The sequence below is a fragment of the Sutterella parvirubra YIT 11816 genome, from assembly GCF_000250875.1.
Taxonomy (GTDB): domain Bacteria; phylum Pseudomonadota; class Gammaproteobacteria; order Burkholderiales; family Burkholderiaceae_F; genus Sutterella; species Sutterella parvirubra.
Window position 1 is genome coordinate 28,654 of sequence record NZ_JH604988.1, and the last position, 16,822, is coordinate 45,475.

13 protein-coding genes and 1 pseudogene are annotated in these 16,822 nt (G+C 63.3%); 10 read left to right on the top strand and 4 right to left on the bottom strand.

Going from position 1 to position 16,822, the window contains the following annotated elements; all coding sequences use genetic code 11:
- From HMPREF9440_RS12045 to rfaP, 5 genes and pseudogenes are all read left to right on the top strand, one after another.
- Positions 1-372: pseudogene (locus tag HMPREF9440_RS12045) on the top strand (exodeoxyribonuclease I); the annotation flags it as partial.
- A gap of 127 nt (positions 373-499) precedes the next feature.
- Positions 500-1,927 carry a cysteate racemase gene (gene cuyB / locus HMPREF9440_RS06930; protein WP_008542788.1) on the top strand — a complete coding sequence of 476 codons (1,428 nt, stop codon included), beginning with the start codon at positions 500-502 and terminating at the stop codon, positions 1,925-1,927.
- Positions 1,928-1,985: 58 nt separating this feature from the next.
- Positions 1,986-2,903, top strand: coding sequence for an NAD(P)-dependent oxidoreductase (locus HMPREF9440_RS06935; RefSeq protein ID WP_008542790.1), 918 nt, complete (start codon positions 1,986-1,988; stop codon positions 2,901-2,903).
- Positions 2,900-3,964, top strand: a complete 1,065-nt coding sequence (locus HMPREF9440_RS06940; RefSeq protein WP_008542792.1) for a glycosyltransferase family 9 protein — start codon at positions 2,900-2,902, stop codon at positions 3,962-3,964. The genes HMPREF9440_RS06935 and HMPREF9440_RS06940 overlap by 4 nt, the downstream gene beginning before the upstream one ends.
- Positions 3,961-4,749 carry a lipopolysaccharide core heptose(I) kinase RfaP gene (rfaP, locus tag HMPREF9440_RS06945; RefSeq protein WP_008542794.1) on the top strand — a complete coding sequence of 263 codons (789 nt, stop codon included), beginning with the start codon at positions 3,961-3,963 and terminating at the stop codon, positions 4,747-4,749. Before HMPREF9440_RS06940 ends, rfaP begins: the two co-directional genes overlap by 4 nt.
- Here the strand turns inward: rfaP and HMPREF9440_RS06950 are convergent.
- Positions 4,742-5,671: a glycosyltransferase family 8 protein gene (locus tag HMPREF9440_RS06950; protein WP_008542795.1), complete on the bottom strand. Its 930-nt coding sequence runs from the start codon at positions 5,669-5,671 to the stop codon at positions 4,742-4,744. The two genes, rfaP and HMPREF9440_RS06950, sit on opposite strands and share 8 nt — an antisense overlap.
- Positions 5,672-5,862: 191 nt before the next feature.
- On the opposite strand from HMPREF9440_RS06950, the gene HMPREF9440_RS06955 reads away from it, so the two are divergent.
- From HMPREF9440_RS06955 to dnaE, 5 genes are all read left to right on the top strand, one after another.
- On the top strand, positions 5,863-7,938 hold the full coding sequence (locus HMPREF9440_RS06955; RefSeq protein WP_008542797.1) for a glutamine--tRNA ligase: 2,076 nt from the start codon (positions 5,863-5,865) through the stop codon (positions 7,936-7,938).
- A 73-nt stretch (positions 7,939-8,011) separates the two neighbouring features.
- Positions 8,012-8,491 (top strand): adenylyltransferase/cytidyltransferase family protein, encoded by a 480-nt coding sequence (locus tag HMPREF9440_RS06960; RefSeq protein WP_008542798.1) that lies wholly within the window; start codon positions 8,012-8,014, stop codon positions 8,489-8,491.
- 192 nt (positions 8,492-8,683) lie between these two features.
- Positions 8,684-9,013 (top strand): FMN-binding protein, encoded by a 330-nt coding sequence (locus HMPREF9440_RS06965; RefSeq protein WP_040764569.1) that lies wholly within the window; start codon positions 8,684-8,686, stop codon positions 9,011-9,013.
- 181 nt (positions 9,014-9,194) lie between these two features.
- Positions 9,195-10,259: an FAD:protein FMN transferase gene (locus tag HMPREF9440_RS06970; RefSeq protein WP_008542800.1), complete on the top strand. Its 1,065-nt coding sequence runs from the start codon at positions 9,195-9,197 to the stop codon at positions 10,257-10,259.
- An 81-nt stretch (positions 10,260-10,340) separates the two neighbouring features.
- Positions 10,341-13,778: a DNA polymerase III subunit alpha gene (dnaE, locus tag HMPREF9440_RS06975; protein ID WP_008542801.1), complete on the top strand. Its 3,438-nt coding sequence runs from the start codon at positions 10,341-10,343 to the stop codon at positions 13,776-13,778.
- A 58-nt stretch (positions 13,779-13,836) separates the two neighbouring features.
- Here dnaE and HMPREF9440_RS06980 read toward each other — a convergent pair whose 3' ends face one another.
- The 3 genes from HMPREF9440_RS06980 to argH form a co-directional block, all read right to left on the bottom strand.
- Positions 13,837-15,342, bottom strand: coding sequence for an alanine/glycine:cation symporter family protein (locus tag HMPREF9440_RS06980; protein ID WP_008542802.1), 1,506 nt, complete (start codon positions 15,340-15,342; stop codon positions 13,837-13,839).
- Positions 15,343-15,548: 206 nt separating this feature from the next.
- Positions 15,549-15,743 (bottom strand): hypothetical protein, encoded by a 195-nt coding sequence (locus HMPREF9440_RS06985; protein WP_008542803.1) that lies wholly within the window; start codon positions 15,741-15,743, stop codon positions 15,549-15,551.
- A 149-nt stretch (positions 15,744-15,892) separates the two neighbouring features.
- Positions 15,893-16,822: argininosuccinate lyase (gene argH, locus HMPREF9440_RS12050; protein WP_040764571.1), on the bottom strand; the 930-nt coding region annotated here is incomplete at its 5' end.

Here is a 16,822-nt window from a genome sequence, read left to right on the forward strand (position 1 = left end):
GCGCTCTACGACGGCGGCTTCACGTCCGCCGGCGACAAGAAGCGCTTCACGGAAATCCGCCGCGCCACGCCCGAGCAATTGGCCGCTTCGGCCCCGCGGATCGTCTTTGATGACGAGCGTTTCACGGAGATGCTCTTTCGCTTTCGCGCCCGCAGTTGGCCGGAGACGCTCACCGCGGACGAGCAGGACGCCTGGCGGCGCCACTGCGCCGCGAGGCTCTTGGAGGGTGCCGCCGGCAGCCTGACGGTCGACCGGTATTTCGAAGAGATCGACGAACTCCAGGCCGAGGGTGACATGGAGGACGAGCGCCGACAGATGATTTTCGAAGCGCTCTACGACTGGGGCGAGCGCGTGGGTGCGGCCTGCTCGTGAGAAGCCTTCCGACGTCGGGAAAGATTCGATGGGGTCGACTCGGGGTCGGTGCTAAAGTGAGCACGAACGAACCGTATCCGCCCGCGGACCAACCTTATGGCGGGCGAAGCACATTGGAGAGGATTTCATGTCGGATAAAGTTTTGAGGATCGGCGTGACGGCGGGCGTCAACCCGACGGCGGCCGCGGTGATGAAGGCGGAACTTTTGGGCGTTGCGGCCCGTGCGGGCGTGCGCATCGAGGTGCTCTCGACCGATGAGGAGCTGCGCCAGGACGCCACCGACAAAAAGACCATGGAGGCGGACCGCCGCATCGCGGCGCTTCGCCAAACGTGGGCCCTTCAGGCCATGGGTTGTGACGAAGTGATCGTGCCCGACGTGCGCATCGATCCGGTGCGCCGTGAACTGCAGGCGGAGTTGGAAGTCCCGGTCGTCTCGATCTACGACGGCCTCGCGGCCCTGGGCCCCCGCCGGATCGGCGTTCTTGGCTATGCGGTGAGCGCGGACTTCGTGCTCTCGCGTGCGGCCGAAGGGTCTTCCGTCGTGCCGACGCCCGAAGCCGTCATGGAATCGTTCCGTCAACTCCAGAACGCCGAAACGGGGCTTCGCCGTCAGGGGATGACGGACGAGCACCGTGAGCGCTTCGTCGCCGCGGCGCTGGCGTTGGTGACTGCTGGCGCGGATCTCTTGGTCCCGGCCTGCACGCAGATGGCCCGCTTTGCAAACGTGCTCAAAGAAGAGGGCCTTCCCGTTCTCGATATTCTCGCCGATACGGCGCTTCGCGCCGTCACGAAGCCCTTGGCGCGTCTTGGCAAACCCTTCAAGGTGGGGCTGATCGGGGGCTTGGGGCCCGCCGCGACGGTGGACCTCTACGACAAGATCGTGAAGGCGACCCCGGCCAAAACCGACCAGGAACACATCAAGCTCGTCGTCGAACAGAACCCGCAGACCCCGGACCGCACCGCCTGCCTTTTGGGGCAGGGCGACGACCCGACCTTCGCGCTCTACGGCATGGCGATGAAGCTGGAGGCGGACGGTTGCGACGCCGTCATCGTGCCCTGCAACACGGCGCACGCCTTCATGCCCTTTGTTGAGCGGCATCTGTCGATTCCCTGCATCAACATGCAGAAGGCGGCGCTCGAAGAAATTCAGGCGAAGTTGGGCAAGGACGCCCGCATCGGGCTCCTTGCCACCCGCGGTACGGTTCAGTCCCGGATCTATGCCGAGAAGGCGGAGGCGATGGGGTTGCCGATGTTCGTGCCCGACGAGGAGCGTCAGGACCGCGTCATGGCGGCGATCTACGGACCCGAGGGTGCCAAGGCGGGCTTCACCGACGGCGTCTGCCGCGACGACCTGATGTCGGGCGTCGAATACCTGGTGCGCACCTACGACTGCAACTGCCTGATTCTGGGGTGCACCGAACTTCCGCTCATTCTCGATGAGTCGGATGCGTTCCCGGTCGCAGGGAAGAGCGTGATGATGATCGACCCGACGGCGGCGCTCGCCCGCAAGGTCGTGAAGATCGCGTTGGAGAAGAACAAGGCCGCAGGCCGATGAACCGTCCTCATCGTGGAAGCGGACTTTGAGGTCTGCTTCCACGCAGGAGCTTTTGAAGATGAACGAAAAAATCTACCCCAACGTCGCACCCGCCAAAGTGGCCTTCATCGGCCTCGGCACGATGGGTTTCCCCATGGCCGGACACCTGAAGCGTGCCGGGCACGACGTCTGCGTCTACAACCGCACGACGGAAAAGGCCGAACGTTGGGTGAAGACCTACGGCGGACGCATGGCGCCGACGCCGCGCGAAGCCGCCGTGGGCGCGAAGTTCGTCTTCACCTGCGTCGGCAACGACGACGACCTCCGGAGCGTCGTGTTGGGGCCTGACGGCGCCTTCGCCGGGATGTCGAAGGGCGCCGTGCTGTGGGACCACACGACGGCGAGCGCCGTCGTGGCGCGCGAGTTGGCGGCGAAGGCCGCGGAGCTCGGGTTGGGCTTTGTCGATGCGCCCGTCTCTGGGGGCGAAGCCGGCGCGCAGAAGGGCATCCTGACCGTGCTTTGCGGTGGAGACGAGATGCCCTTCCATTTGGGGCGCCAAATTGTGGAGGCCTATTCGGCCAACGTGACGCACTTGGGGCCTGTGGGTTCCGGACAGCTCGCCAAGATGGTGAACCAGATCTGCATCGCGGGTTGCGTCGAGGCGCTCGCCGAAGGGATCGCCTTCGGTGAACATGCCGGACTCAACATGCCGAAGGTGCTCGGCGCCCTCGCAGGCGGCGCGGCGTCCTCCTGGCAGATGGTGAACCGCGGCGACACGATGGTGGAGCGGAAGTTCGATTTCGGCTTCGCCGTCGATTGGATGCGGAAGGACTTGGGGATCGCCATGGATGAGGCGGCCCGCAACGGCGCTCAACTGCCGTTGGTCAAGATGGTCGACGAATTCTATGCTGAGGTTCAGAAGATGGGCGGCGGTCGGGCGGATACGTCCTCGCTGATTCTTCGTCTGGGCGAGAATAAGGCGGAGACCTCGGCATGATGTCTTGGCTCAAGGCGCTCAACCGCCGACGCTTGTTTTGGAAGAGGCTTCGCGTCGTCAAGAAGGAGGATCTGCCGCAAAGGCATCCTTTGACTCGCCCCGACAGCGTCAAGCGACTCTTGGTCATCGACGCCTTTCCGGGATTCGGTGACGCGGTCTACACGAACGGTCTGCTCTCTGCGCTGGCGTGCGATGGTCTGGAGGTCTCGGTCGCTGCGCGGGAAAAGATGCTCTCCGTCTTCCGAACGAACGGAGCGCTCAAGGCGACCTATTCGCTGGAGTCCGAGGCCGACCGAGAAGCGTGTTTGGCCGAGAGCTTCGACATGGTGGTTGACCTCGACTACAACCACACGCATACCTTTCCCCTTCGCATGCCGTGGCTCAAGGCCCTTCGTGCCTTCACGGCGACCTGCTCGGAATACGGCAGGGAACTCAACGTCTTTCACGACTTCATCGACATCTCGCGTTTCGCTCATGTCGGCGAGCGTTTGGGGTTGGTGCGTGCGTACGTGTTGGGGAGTGAGGACGTCGAACCTATCCGGCCGGTGTTTGACGTACCGGAACACGCCCCGTTGGAGTTCAGGGCCGTCTACGTCAACACGCTTGCGAGCCAGGATGATCGTTGCTTGTCGGCGGATCAGATCGCTCAGTTGGCGGCGTGGTTCAGGAAGGAGAGGAAGCTTTGCGGACTCTTTTACGTCTCGGATGACGTTGAGTTGGAGGAGGACGCCTGGGTTCGGCGGATTCGCCCCGATTCCTTTGGGGAGGCCGCTTCGCTGCTGAAAGAGACCGTCGCCGTCATTACCCCCGACACGTCCATGGTGCATGTGGCGGCGGCGTTTGAGAAGCCGGTGTTGGCGCTCTTTTGCGGCAAGGAGCGGGACTATTTCCCCGCTTATGCCATGTCCGAAACTTGGGCGCCCCGCTCTGAAAAGGCGATGGTGGTCAAGCCCGACGAATCCCTTCCGGGCAAGGTCGTGCCGGTGTCGGCGATTTCGTCTTCGGCACTCGAAGACGGGCTGCGTTGGCTCGGCGACGTCGTTGAGGAGAAGGCGTCATGATCGTTACGCACGGCCTCTTTCAGCGTTGGACGGACGAGAGCGCCCTTTTTGCCCATGTGAGGACGTTGCGGGAGAACGTCTACCGCTCCGTTGATCAGCGCTTTACCGCCCGATTTGAGTTGGAGGGGCAGGGCTTTTTCGTGAAGTATCACCGAGGTCTTTCCATCGGTGAATTCCTGAAGAACATCGTCTGCCTCCGTTGGCCGGTGGTGGGGGCCCGCGACGAGTGGGAGGCCGTGGAGCATCTGCGCAGGCACGGCGTCGGGACGATGACGACGGCGGCTTTCGGCGAGCGCGGCATCGAACCCTTTTGGCAGGAGTCGTTCCTGATCACGGAGGAGCTCGTCGGTTGCGAGTGCCTCTCAGACCTCGTCGGTGACTGGCTCACGAATCCGCCGAATCTGAAGCTCAAGCGCCACCTGATCGACTTGGTGGCGGATTCCGTTTCCGGCATGCACCGATCCGGTCTCAACCATCGGGACTGCTATCTCTGCCACTTTTTGTGGAACCGTGAGACCGACACGCTTCACGTGATCGATCTTCACCGCGCTCAAATCCGCGACAAGGTTCCAACACGTTGGTTGGACAAGGACTTGGGGGCGCTTTATACGTCTGCCTCCGGAATCGGCCTGACGCGTTTGGACTTCTTCCGGTTCCTGCGCGCCTATCACGGTGGTCGGATTGATCGGGAAGAAGTCCGCCGCCTTCTGCCGCAGATTGAAAAACGGGCCCGGAAGATCCGGGCCCATACCGAAAGTCTCAAGCGTCGTCGAGGCTTTACCTAGACGACTCAAAGGGAATGTAGAGCACGCGTCCGAGCGCAATCCTCAAGCGTTCGGACTTGGCCGCCGGGGCGTCCGAGGTGACGGCGCAGTCGGCGAATGCCGTCCGGCGCAGCACGTCATAGTACGGGGTGCTGAAACCTTCCGTTTCCCGCGCCTTCCAGGGTTTGTGACGGCTCGCGTAGTGGAGGATCCCCGGACGCTTCCTCGCTTCAATGGCCTTTCGATACTTTCCGGCGTGAAGGAGCAGCTTCATGCTGAAGCCGTAGACGGCGGGCATCTTGTTCCAACGGAAATCGATGGGCGTCCACCGGCCCGTAAAGACGGCGTTGAGGGCGTCCTGGTCGTGGCTCTTGAGCGGACGGCTCAACGCCAGTTCGGCCGCTTGGTCCGCGTAACGCTCACGGCGCCAAGCATCTAGGTCGATGAGCAGAAGTCCCGCGTTGAAATAGCCCGATTCGGAAGGAATTCCGAGTTCCTTCGCCTTGCTTTGCGTCCGTTTGGGCGAAAGCACGACGCCGAGGTCGGGCACGGCGCCGAGGGGACGTCCCTCCAGATCCGTCGCCCACAGCTCCGCCACATCGCCGTCCACGACCATGTCTCCGTCGAGGTAGATGCAGCGGTGAACTTCCTGCGGAAGGCACGAAGGTACCAACAGCCGGAAGTAGGAGGCGAGCGAGTAGTAGTGGTTGATGAACGCATCCTTGAAGACGGAGACGTCGGGCGTCAGGAAAGTGAGCGTCGCGCCGAACTCTTCAATGGTGCGGCGCAGCCGCACCTGCTTTTCTTCCGAAATCCCGTCATGGATGTAGTAGAAGTCGATGTCGGCGGGGCGGGAGCAGTGCTCGACGATCGAGCGCATGGTCACCGCGGAGTGTTGCGCGAAGTTGTCGTCGCTGCAGAAAACGATGCTGATCCGGTCCATGGGTGCGGAGTGAAGGTGGGAGGGACGCCGGAAGGGCGCTTCATTCCCACCATTGTAGAGGCGTCTTCGCAGGCGCCGTGCCTGATAGAATGAGCGGATCTCTGTTGCAGGGACGGCATCGTCTCCTCGGCCGACCCTCGTCGGCATGCAGACGGCGACCCAAGCACAACTTCTCTTCGGACCCTTCACTGATGAGCGACAACACGGAAACGCAGGCCAAGGAGCCCGCGACGACCAACTTTCTCCGAAACCTGATCGAAGACGATTTGGCCAACGGCGTCAACCTGCCCCGCTACTGGTGCGGGCATCCCGCCCCCTACAGCGAGCAGCAGGACAAGGGTTCGCCCGACGTGGCGAAGATCCGCACGCGCTTCCCGCCGGAACCGAACGGCTACCTCCACATCGGTCACGCGAAGAGCATCTGCCTCAATTTCGGTCTGGCCCGCGACTACGGCGGCTACTGCCACATGCGCTTCGACGACACGAACCCGGTGAAGGAAGACCAGGAGTACGTCGACGGCATTTTGGACAGCGTGAAGTGGTTGGGCTTCAGCTGGGAGCACGGCGAAGAGAAGAACCTCTACTTCGCGAGCTCCTACTTTGAGGACATGTACCGCTTTGCGGAACACCTCATCAAGACGGGCTACGCCTACGTCGACGAGCAGACCGCGGACGAAATGCGCGAAAACCGCGGCACCCTGAAGGAGCCCGGCGTCGATTCGCCCTACCGCAACCGTCCTGCGGACGAGAGCCTCCGGCTCTTCCGCGAGATGCGCGCTGGCAAGCACCCGGAAGGCTCCATGGTGCTTCGCGCCAAGATCGACATGGCGAGTCCCAACATCAACCTGCGCGATCCGGCGATCTACCGCATCCGCTTTGCGGAACACCATGCGACGGGCGACAAGTGGTGCATCTACCCGATGTACACGTACGCGCACCCGATCGAGGATTCGCTCGAGAACATCACGCACTCGATCTGCACGCTCGAATTCGAAGATCAGCGCGCCTTCTACGACTGGGCCTTGGAGCGCATCATCCCGGTGCTGCGCGCTCCGCAGTACGAGGAAGCCCGTCAGGTGGTCGCGCAGATGGCGGCCGGCATGAACGACCGCGCGGAAGCCTTCATCCGGAAGCTCGCTGCTTCCGCGGCGAAGCTCGGTCAGAGCGCGCCGGAACGTCAGATGGCGGGGATTCTCGCCGCGTGGAATCAGAACGGCATTCCCGACATGAACGATCAGTCGGTACTGCAGGTGTTCGCGCTCTTGAACCGCTTCCCCGAAAACTTCACGCCGATCCTGCAGGCCGCGTTGGACGTCGTCCGTCCGAACTTCTTCCTGCTCTCGCACCAGTACGAATTCAACCGCCTCAATCTCACGTACGTCGTGGTGAGCAAGCGCAAGCTCATTCAACTCGTCACCGAAGGCCACGTGGACGGTTGGGACGATCCGCGCATGCCGACGATCGTCGGTCTGCGCCGCCGCGGCTACACGCCGGAGAGCATCCAACGCTTTGCCGAGCGTTGCGGCGTCTCGCGCGTCGCGGGCGGGTGGATCGACTATTCGGTTCTGGAGCAGTCGCTTCGCGAAGACCTTGAAGAACGTGCGGCGCGCCGCATCGCGGTGCTCCGCCCCCTGAAGCTCATCATCGACAACTATCCGGAAGGCGAGTCGGAAACGCTCGTGGCGGACAATCATCCGCAAAAACCCGAGATGGGTACCCGCACGATCACCTTCTCGAAGGAGCTCTGGATCGAAGAGAGCGACTTCGCCGAAGTGCCGCCCAAAGGCTTCCGCCGCCTGACGATCCCCGCGGACGGCACACCCGCGAAGCCCGTGCGTCTTCGCTACGGCTACGTCATCGTGCCCACCTCGGTCGAGAAGGATGCCGAGGGCCGCGTCGTCGCGGTCCATGCCGAGTACCTGCCCGAGACGAAGTCCGGCACGGAAGGCTCGATGTCGGTGAAGACCAAGGCGACCATCCACTGGCTCGACGCGAAGACGGCCGTTCCGGCGGAAGTCCGCGTCTACGACCGTCTCTTCTGCGAAGCGCATCCGGATGCGGGCGAAGGGAACTTCCTCGAGAAGCTCACGCCCAATTCGAAGGTGGTGCTGAACGCCTTCGTGGAACCCGCTTTGGCGAACGTTGCGCCCGACGACAAGTTCCAGTTCGAACGCAACGGCTACTTCGTCGCGGACCGCGTGGACCACAAGCCCGGCGCACCGGTCTTCAACCTCTCGGTGGGCCTCAAGGACACCTGGAAGAAGTAAGAAAGCAGGAAGGCCGCGCCGCGAGGCGCGGCCTTCAAACCAATCAGCACCAAGAGAGCCTCCAAGGATCATCATGACTGAACGTCCCCGCATCATGGTCGACATGTCGGCCACGCTCATCCACCACGGCCACGTGCGCCTGCTCAAAAAGGCGTCGGAACTCGGCACCGTCGTCGTGGCGCTCACGACCGACGAGGAAGTCCGCACGAAGAAGGGCTACGTGCCGGAGCTCAACTTCAAAGAACGGAAGGAAATCCTCGAGTCCCTCCGCTGGGTCGACGAGGTGGTGCCGAGCCCCTGGATGTTGGACGAAGCGTTTCTCGACAAGCACCGCTGCGAGAAGCTCGTGCACGGTCACGACAACTCGAACGACATTCCGCCCGAGCGTCTCATCATTTTCCCGCGCACCGAGGGCGTGAGCTCCTCGCAACTGCGCGAACGCGTTCTCGACTGCCTCATCCAGATGAATCTCGAAGGCCACAATTCGAGCACCTCGGACAAGATCGCGCGCCTTTTGATCGAGACGATCAAGAAGGAATTCCGCCTGGAGTAAGGGACCGGCGGAAAGGCCCGGTGTGGCGCTTGCATGCGCTTGCAAATGGCGCGTCCTCCGCCGAAAGCGGTCCCGCGCCCTGTGCTATGATCGTCTCCGATCGGAAAAACCCGGACGACTGCGTTTTCGCCCTTGGGGCTCGAAGAGGAACGTCCGGTTGACCACATCCACTCTTTAATGGAAAACATCGCTATGAAGAAGCTCATCGTTGTCGCCGCTGCCGCCGTGATGGCCGTCGGTGCCGCTCAGGCCGCCTACAAGGACGGTACGTACACGGGCGAAGGCAAGGGCCGCGAATCCATGATTCAGGTTCAGGTCGACGTCAAGGGCGGCAAGATCGCCGACGTGAAGGTCGTCAAGCACGGTGAAACCGAAATGATCATCGCTGCGCCGATCGAAACGATGCTCCCCGAAATCGTCAAGAAGAACGGCGTTGAAGGCGTCGACGACGTCGGCGGCGCCACGCTCTCGAGCCAGGGCATCAAGGCTGCCGTCCAGGACGCGCTCTCCAAGGCTCAGTAAGTCTTGGATCTTGGGATGCGGCGCTTCCGCCGCATCCGAGAAGCCTGAAGGGAGAAGGGTTCCTGAGCCCCTCTCCCTTTTCTTTCGTTTCTTTCTTTTCCGCTCGGGGCTTCCCACCCCAAGTTTCCCTTCCTCCCGACGGCGACCGCCAACGGTCCTTCACCCCCACGGAGACGCCTTCATGCGCATCTGGAATGCCTTCGTCCGTTCTTCCCTAGCCCTCACCTGCTGTGCGCTTTTTGCGCTTCCCGCCGCCGCTGCGGACGCGGGCGACGAATACGTGCTCTCCTGGACGAGCCTCCACATGGGGACCGTCATTTCCTCGAAGGTCTACGGCCGCACGGCGGAAGACGCGAAGCGCTACGCCTCGCTCGTTGAAGCCGAGGTCGAACGCTTCGACAAGATGATGAGCGTGCACGAGGCGACGCCTTTGAACGAAGTGAACCGCCGCGCGGGCGAGAAGGTCGAGGTGACGCCTGAGATCGCCGAGATGACGCTTCGCGCCGTGGAGGCGACGAAGCTCTCGGGGGGCGCGTTCGACCCGACGATCGGTCCCGTCGTCAACGTCTGGAAGATCGGGTTCGGAGGCGACGAGGTGCCCTCCGACGATGCGATCGCCGCGGCGGTCGCCAAGGTTGACGTTTCGCGCGTGCGCGTGACGGAGGAAAAGGGCCGCCATTACGTTCAGATCGACCCGGGTCAGTTCCTCGACATGGGCGGGATCGCCAAGGGCTACATCGGCGAGAAGATCGCCGAAGAGCTCCGCGCGGCGGGTGCGCCGCGCGCGCTCCTTGATCTGGGCGGAAACGTCGTGGCGCTGAACGGCAAGACGGCCGAGGCGCCCTGGCGCGTGGGGCTTCAGCGCCCCGACACGGACCGCGGCGCCTATTTCGCGGTCGTCGAGGCGACGGACGAGAGCGTGATCACGTCGGGCGCCTACGAGCGCTACCTCGAAAAGGACGGGAAGCGCTACGGGCACATTCTGGACCCGAAGACGGGGAAGCCCGCCTTGACCGATATTTCCAGCGTCACGATCGTCGACCATGACGGCGCGATGGCCGACGCCCTCTGCACCGCGATCTTCGCGATGGGCTGGGAGAAGGGCACGGCCTTTCTCAAAGCCCACCCCGAAGTGCATGCGGTGCTCCTTCACGCCGACTTGAAGCGTGCGGCGTTGAGTGCTAGTTTGGCGAAACGCGTGCGCTTCACCGACGAGTCGATCCGCACGGAAGTGCTCGGGGAGTAAGGCCCCGGGCTTGTCGGCGCCGCGAGCGTCCCAGACTCACCGCCACGAGAAGATCCCGCCCACGAGAGGAGTGTGCCGACCATGGCCGAACCCAAATTCGTTCATCTTCGACTTCATTCGGAATACTCCGTCACGGACGGGATCGTCCGCATCGACCCGGCGATTCACAAGATGATGGAGCGAGGCGGCGGGGCGCTGGCGTTGACCGACCTGATGAACATCTTCGGGGGCCTTCGCTTCTATACGCATGCCCTTGCCGCCGGCTTGAAGCCCATCCTTGGGTGCGACCTCAAGATCCGCAACGGGAACGACGCGGCGAAGCCCTACCGCATGGGCGTCCTCTGCATGAACCGCGAGGGCTACCACTCGCTCTCGGTGCTCCTCACCAAGGCGTTTCTGACGGACGACGACGCCTTTCGCGGCCAGATCGATCCGAAGTGGTTTGAAAAGGGGGGCGACGCGGGTCTGATCGCCCTTTCGGGCGGCGCCGAAGGCGAACTCGGGGCGCTGCTTCTGAACAAGCGTTGGAAGCTCGCCGACGAGGCGGCGCAGCGTTGGAAGCGCATTTTCGGCGACCGCTTCTACGTCGAGGTGCAGCGTGCCGGCAGGCACGGCGACGACCTCGCGACGGCGAGGTTGGCGAACCTCGCCGTCGAGCACGGCATCGCCGTCGTGGCGACGCATCCCGTGCAGTTCCTCGATCCGGAAGACTTTGAAGCGCACGAAGTGCGCACCTCGATCGCCGAAGGCTATACGCTCCAGGACCCGCGCCGCACCAAGCGCTATTCGCCCGAGCAGTATTTGAAGACCGAAGAGGAGATGATCGAACTCTTCGCGGACATGCCCGCGGCGGTCGCGAATTCGGTCGAAATCGCGAAGCGCTGCAATCTGGACGGCGTCCTCTCGAAGCCTCAGCTGCCGCTCTTCCCCACGCCGGACGGCATGAGCCTCGACGACTACATTGATCTGCTCTCGCACCAGGGTTTGGAGCGGCGCCTGGAATTCCTCTACCCGGACGAGAAGGTGAGGAACGAAAAGCGCCCCGCCTACGAGGAGCGTCTCACGTACGAGCTCGGCATCATCAAGGGGATGAAGTTCCCGGGGTACTTCCTCATCGTTCAGGACTTCATCAACTGGTCGAAGAAGAATGGCATCCCGGTGGGTCCGGGCCGCGGCTCGGGTGCCGGCTCCTTGGTGGCGTACTCGCTCGGGATCACGGACCTGGATCCCCTTCACTTCGACCTGCTCTTCGAGCGCTTCCTCAACCCGGAACGCGTTTCGATGCCCGACTTCGACGTCGACTTCTGCCAGTACAACCGCGACCGCACGATCGACTACGTGAAGCGCACGTACGGCGCGGAGGCCGTGAGCCAGATCGTCACCTTCGGCACCTTGGGCGCCAAGGCGGTCGTGCGCGACGTGGGCCGCGCCTTGGACGTCCCCTACATGAAGACGGACGCCCTGGCGAAGCTGATCCCGCAGCAGCCGGGGAAGAACATCACCTTGGACGACGCCCTACGCGACGTCCCCGAATTCAAGGAAGCGGTCGAGAGCGACGACGAGTACAGGGAGATTCTGCGTCTGGCGAAGCCCTTGGAAGGCCTCACGCGAAACCTCGGCATGCACGCAGGGGGCGTGCTGATCGCCCCCGGGCGCTTGACCGACTTCTGTCCCCTCTACAACCCCGACGGGAAACCCGAGAACACGGTCTGCCAGTTCGACAAGAAGGACGTCGAAAACGTGGGGCTCGTCAAGTTCGACTTCCTGGGCCTGACGACGCTCTCCATCATCACCCGTGCGGTGAGCTACATCGACAAACTCCACCCCGAGGCCAAGTTCGACATCGACCGCATTCCGGTCGACGACGCCGAAACCTACGCGCTCTTTCAGAACGCGAACACCGAAGCCGTGTTCCAGTTCGAATCGGAAGGGATGCGCGCGCTTCTGAAGCAGGCCAAGCCCGACCGTCTCGAAGACCTGGTCGCCCTGAACGCGCTATACCGTCCGGGTCCGATGGACCTCATCCCGTCCTTCATCGCACGAAAGTTCGGCCGCGAGAAGGTGGAGTACCTCGACCCCCGCATGGAGTCGGTTTTGGCCGAAACCTACGGGATCATGGTGTACCAGGAACAGGTGATGCGAGTGGCGCAGGTCGTGGGCGGCTATTCGCTGGGCGGCGCCGACCTGCTCCGCCGCGCCATGGGGAAGAAGAACGTCGAGGAGATGAAGCGCCAGCGTGCGGTCTTCACGCAGGGCGCGGGCGAGCGCGGCGTCTCGGAAGAGACCGCCACCGAGATCTTCAATTTGATGGAAAAGTTCGCGGGCTACGGCTTCAACAAGTCGCACGCGGCCGCGTACTCCTACGTCGCCTACCAGACGGCGTACCTCAAGACCCATCACATCGCGGCCTTCATGGCGGCGAACCTCTGCATGGTGATGGACCAGTCGGAGAAGATCAAGAAGTTGATCGACGACGCCGCGGAAAACGGCGTCAAGCTTCTGCCTCCGGACGTCAACGAAAGCGAGTGGTTCTTCGTTCCGCCCGACGAAAAGTCGATCCGCTTCGGCCTCGGCGGCATCAAGGGGATGGCGCGCACCGTAGCGGACGACATCGTCGCGGCCCGCAAAAAGGGCGGCCCCTTCGTCGACATCTTCGACTTCGCGGCGCGCGTGCCCGGCATGAACGGGCGCTTCTTGGACGGCCTCATCCGCGCGGGCGCCTTCGATTCGATCGACCCGGACCGGGGCAAACTCCACGCGAACAAGGAGCAGGCGATCCGCGCGAGCCAGACGATCCGCGCAAGCGAAGGGCAGGGGAGCCTCTTCGACGAGCCGGGCGAAACCGTCCGCATCGTCAACTGGCTCCCGGCCGCCGCCTGGTCGATGCGCAGGAAGCTCGCCGAAGAGAAGTCCGCTCTGGGCTACTGGCTCTCGGGACACCTCTACGACGCCTACCGGGAGGAGCTCAAAAGCTTCGCCCCGAAGAGCCTCAAGGACATCGTCCCGGGCGGCCGCGCGGCGAGCAAGATGGCCGGGATCATTTCGTCGGTCCGCCAGGTGCAGAGCAAGCGCGGGCCCATGGGGATCGTCACGATCGACGACGGCACCGCCGTCGTCGACCTGATGTGCTTCGGGGAAGTCTGGTCGAAGTACCGCCGGCAGCTGACGCCCGACGCCGTCGTCTGCGTGACGGGGCGTGCCCGCTACGACGAATTCTCGAAGCGCCTCTCGGTGTCGCTCGACGACGTGATGACGGTGGACAAATTCCGTGTCGGTCACTGCCGGTTCATGGAGGTGGAGGTGCGCGACGACGCCGCCCGGCAGGAGCTGACGGACGTAAAGTCGATCTGTGCGGGCTACGCCAAGGCCGGGACGGAGGGCGTGCAGATCGCCCTGAGGCTCCACACGAAAGCGTCCGAAGGTCTCGTCTTCGTTCCGATGGAGGCGGCGCAGACGGAGGAGTTGGCGGGAAAGCTCCGTGAGCAGCGCGCCGTCGCCCACGTGCGGTTCATCTACTGACGGATCCCTTCAACGTTCGGGGCCTCAACATGGAGGCCCCGAACGCATTTCACCGGGATCAGTTGCCGTTCGTGTTCTTCAGGCCCTCAAGGTTGTCGACGCCGGCTTCGGATTCGACGACGAGGTTCTTTTCGGCGCGCTCACCCACCCAGTAGTCCGCGTCTCGGATGCCGAGGGGTTCGGGGTGGAAGACCGGGTTGAGCCCCTCGCGGCGCTGCCGTTCGTAGTCGCGGAGCGCCTTGAAGGCGGGGCCCTGAAGGAGCAGGATCGCGATGAGGTTGAGCCACGCCATCGTGCCGACGCCGATGTCCGCCATCGTCCAAATGAGGGTGGAGGCCTTCAAGGTCCCGAACGCCACGGTGCCCAGGAAGATCACTTTGAGGACCGTCATGATGAAGGGACGGCGGATGTAGCGGTTCAGGTACGCGCAGTTCGTTTCGGCCATGTAGTAGTAGCCCAAGATCGTCGTGAACGCGAAGAAGAAGATCGTCACGGCGATGAAGGGGCCGCCCCAGCCGGGCATCAGCTGATCGATGGCGGCTTGGGTGTAGACCGGACCCGCCTCAACGCCTTTGAGACCTTCGTAGATCATCGTGCCGTCGGCCCCGACGATGTTGTAGGTGCCCGTCATCAGGATCATGAAGCCCGTCGCGGAGCAGACGAAGAGCGTGTCGATGTAGACCGAGAAGGCCTGAACGAGCCCCTGCTTCGCCGGGTGCGAGACCGCGGCGGCCGAAGAGCCGTGTGGGCCCGTACCCTGACCGGCTTCGTTGGAATAAATGCCGCGCTTCACGCCCCAGCTGATCGCCGACCCCAAAAGGCCGCCCAGAATCGGGTCGGTGCCGAAGGCGCTCGAGAGAATCAGGTGGAAGACGTCGGGAATCTGCTGCCAGTTGACGCCGACGATGATGAGCGCGACGCAGATGTAGGCCTGCGCCATGAAGGGAACGACGATGCTCGTGAACTGCGCGATGCGCTTCAAGCCCCCGAAGATCACGAAGCAGAGAATGGACGAAATGATCGCGGCGCTCACCGTCGCGTCGAGGTTGAAGGCCTCCTCCCAGGCGGCCGCAATCGTGTTGCTCTGCACGCCGGGGCAGAAGATCGTCGAGGCGAGAATCGTCACGATCGCGAAGGCCCAGGCGTAGACCTTGCTCCGGAGGCCCTTCTCGATGTAGAAGGCCGGACCGCCGCGGTACTGCCCTTCAATCTTCTCCTTGTAGATCTGCCCCAGAGTCGATTCGACGAAGGCGGAGGAGGCGCCGAGGAACGCCACGGTCCACATCCAGAAGAGGGCGCCCGGTCCCCCGTAGCAGATCGCGGTGGCGACGCCCGCGATGTTGCCGGTGCCGACGCGCCCCGCGAGCGTGAGCGTCAACGCTTGGAAGCTCGAAAGCCCGATCTCGCCTTCCTTCCGTTGGAAGAGCAGGCGCCACATTTCCGGGATCATTCGGAGCTGCACGAAGCGGCTTCGGAGCGAAAAGAAGAGCCCGGCCAAAAGACAGAGACCCACGAGAGGGGGCGACCAGATCAGGTCGTTGAGCGAGTGGATGAAGTTTTCCATGGCGTTTCCTTCGGAAGGGTTGTGAAATCGGTCAAAACGGTTTGAAGGGGCCGCCGGACGGATTCACGAAGGAAGAGCAGAGGAAAAAGACTTGCGTTCAGACGGGATGCGGACCGGCGGCGTTCTCCGCGGCTGAAGCGCTTCGCGCTTCAGGGGAGACGTTGGAATCGGGGCGAGGCCGACGGCCGTAGAGAGGAAGGATTCGATCAGGCACGGGCGACGGACGACTCGCCCATGCGAGCTCGTGCGGCTTCGGCGGGAGCGAAGCCGGCGAGGGCGGCGGCGTCAAAGCGCAGGGCGCTTTGCGCATCGACGACGGGCGTCGTCGTGCCGCGAAGGTCGCGGAGCGTGTGTCGAACGTGCATGTCGGTGCTGAGGTGTTCGTTTTCCAGAGGCTCCATCGAGCCTCTTTTCGAAAACGTCCCGACGAGTTTAACCCGAACCCCTGTCGTTTTGGCCATGCGAATGAGGCATAAACGGCGGTCGGAACGTAAAAAGGCCGTTCGATTCGACTCGAACGGCCTTCTCCTAAGGAAAGTTCCTTAGATTTTTAGTGCTTTGTCGCGCGCGAGGCGAAGATCTCCTCCCAACGGGCCACCTGGCGGCGGACCTGATTAGGGGCGGTGCCGCCCAGGTGGTCGCGGGCGTTGACGGAGCCTTCGAGCTTCAAAACGTCGTAGACGTCGGCTTCGATCACGGAGCTGAAGCTCTGGAGCACGTCGAGCGGGAGCTCTTCAAGGCCGCAGTCGCGCTCCGACGCGGCGCGGACCGTCTGGCCCACGATGTCGTGCGCGGTGCGGAAGGGCACGCCGTGGCGCACGAGATAGTCCGCGAGGTCGGTCGCGGTGGGGAAGCCCATCTGCGCGGCGCGGTGCATCGTTTCGGCCTGGGGTTCGACGCCGGCCATCATGTCGCAGAAGGCGCGCAACGTATCCTTCACCGTATCGATCGCGTCGAACACCGGTTCCTTGTCTTCCTGGAAGTCCTTGTTGTAGGCAAGGGGCGTGCCCTTCATGAGCGTGAGCATCGTGATCAAGGAGCCGTAGACGCGGCCGGACTTGCCGCGGGCCGTTTCGGGAACGTCCGGGTTCTTCTTCTGCGGCATGATCGAAGAGCCGGTCGTGAAGCGGTCCGGCAGCTTGATGAAGCCGAAGCGCTGGCTCATCCACGTCACGAGCTCTTCGGAGAGGCGCGAGATGTGCATCATGATGAGCGACGCGGCGGCGCAGAATTCGATCGCGAAGTCGCGGTCGGAGACGGCGTCGAGCGAATTCTGGCAGACGGCCTCGAACCCGAGAAGCGACGCGGTCATTTCGCGGTCGATCGGGTAGGTCGTGCCGGCCAGGGCCGCGGCGCCCAAGGGGCTGCGGTTCACGCGGGAGCGCAGATCGAGCAGGCGTTCGCGGTCGCGCTCGAACATTTCGACGTAGGCGAGCATGTGGTGCCCGAACGTGACGGGCTGCGCCACCTGCATGTGGGT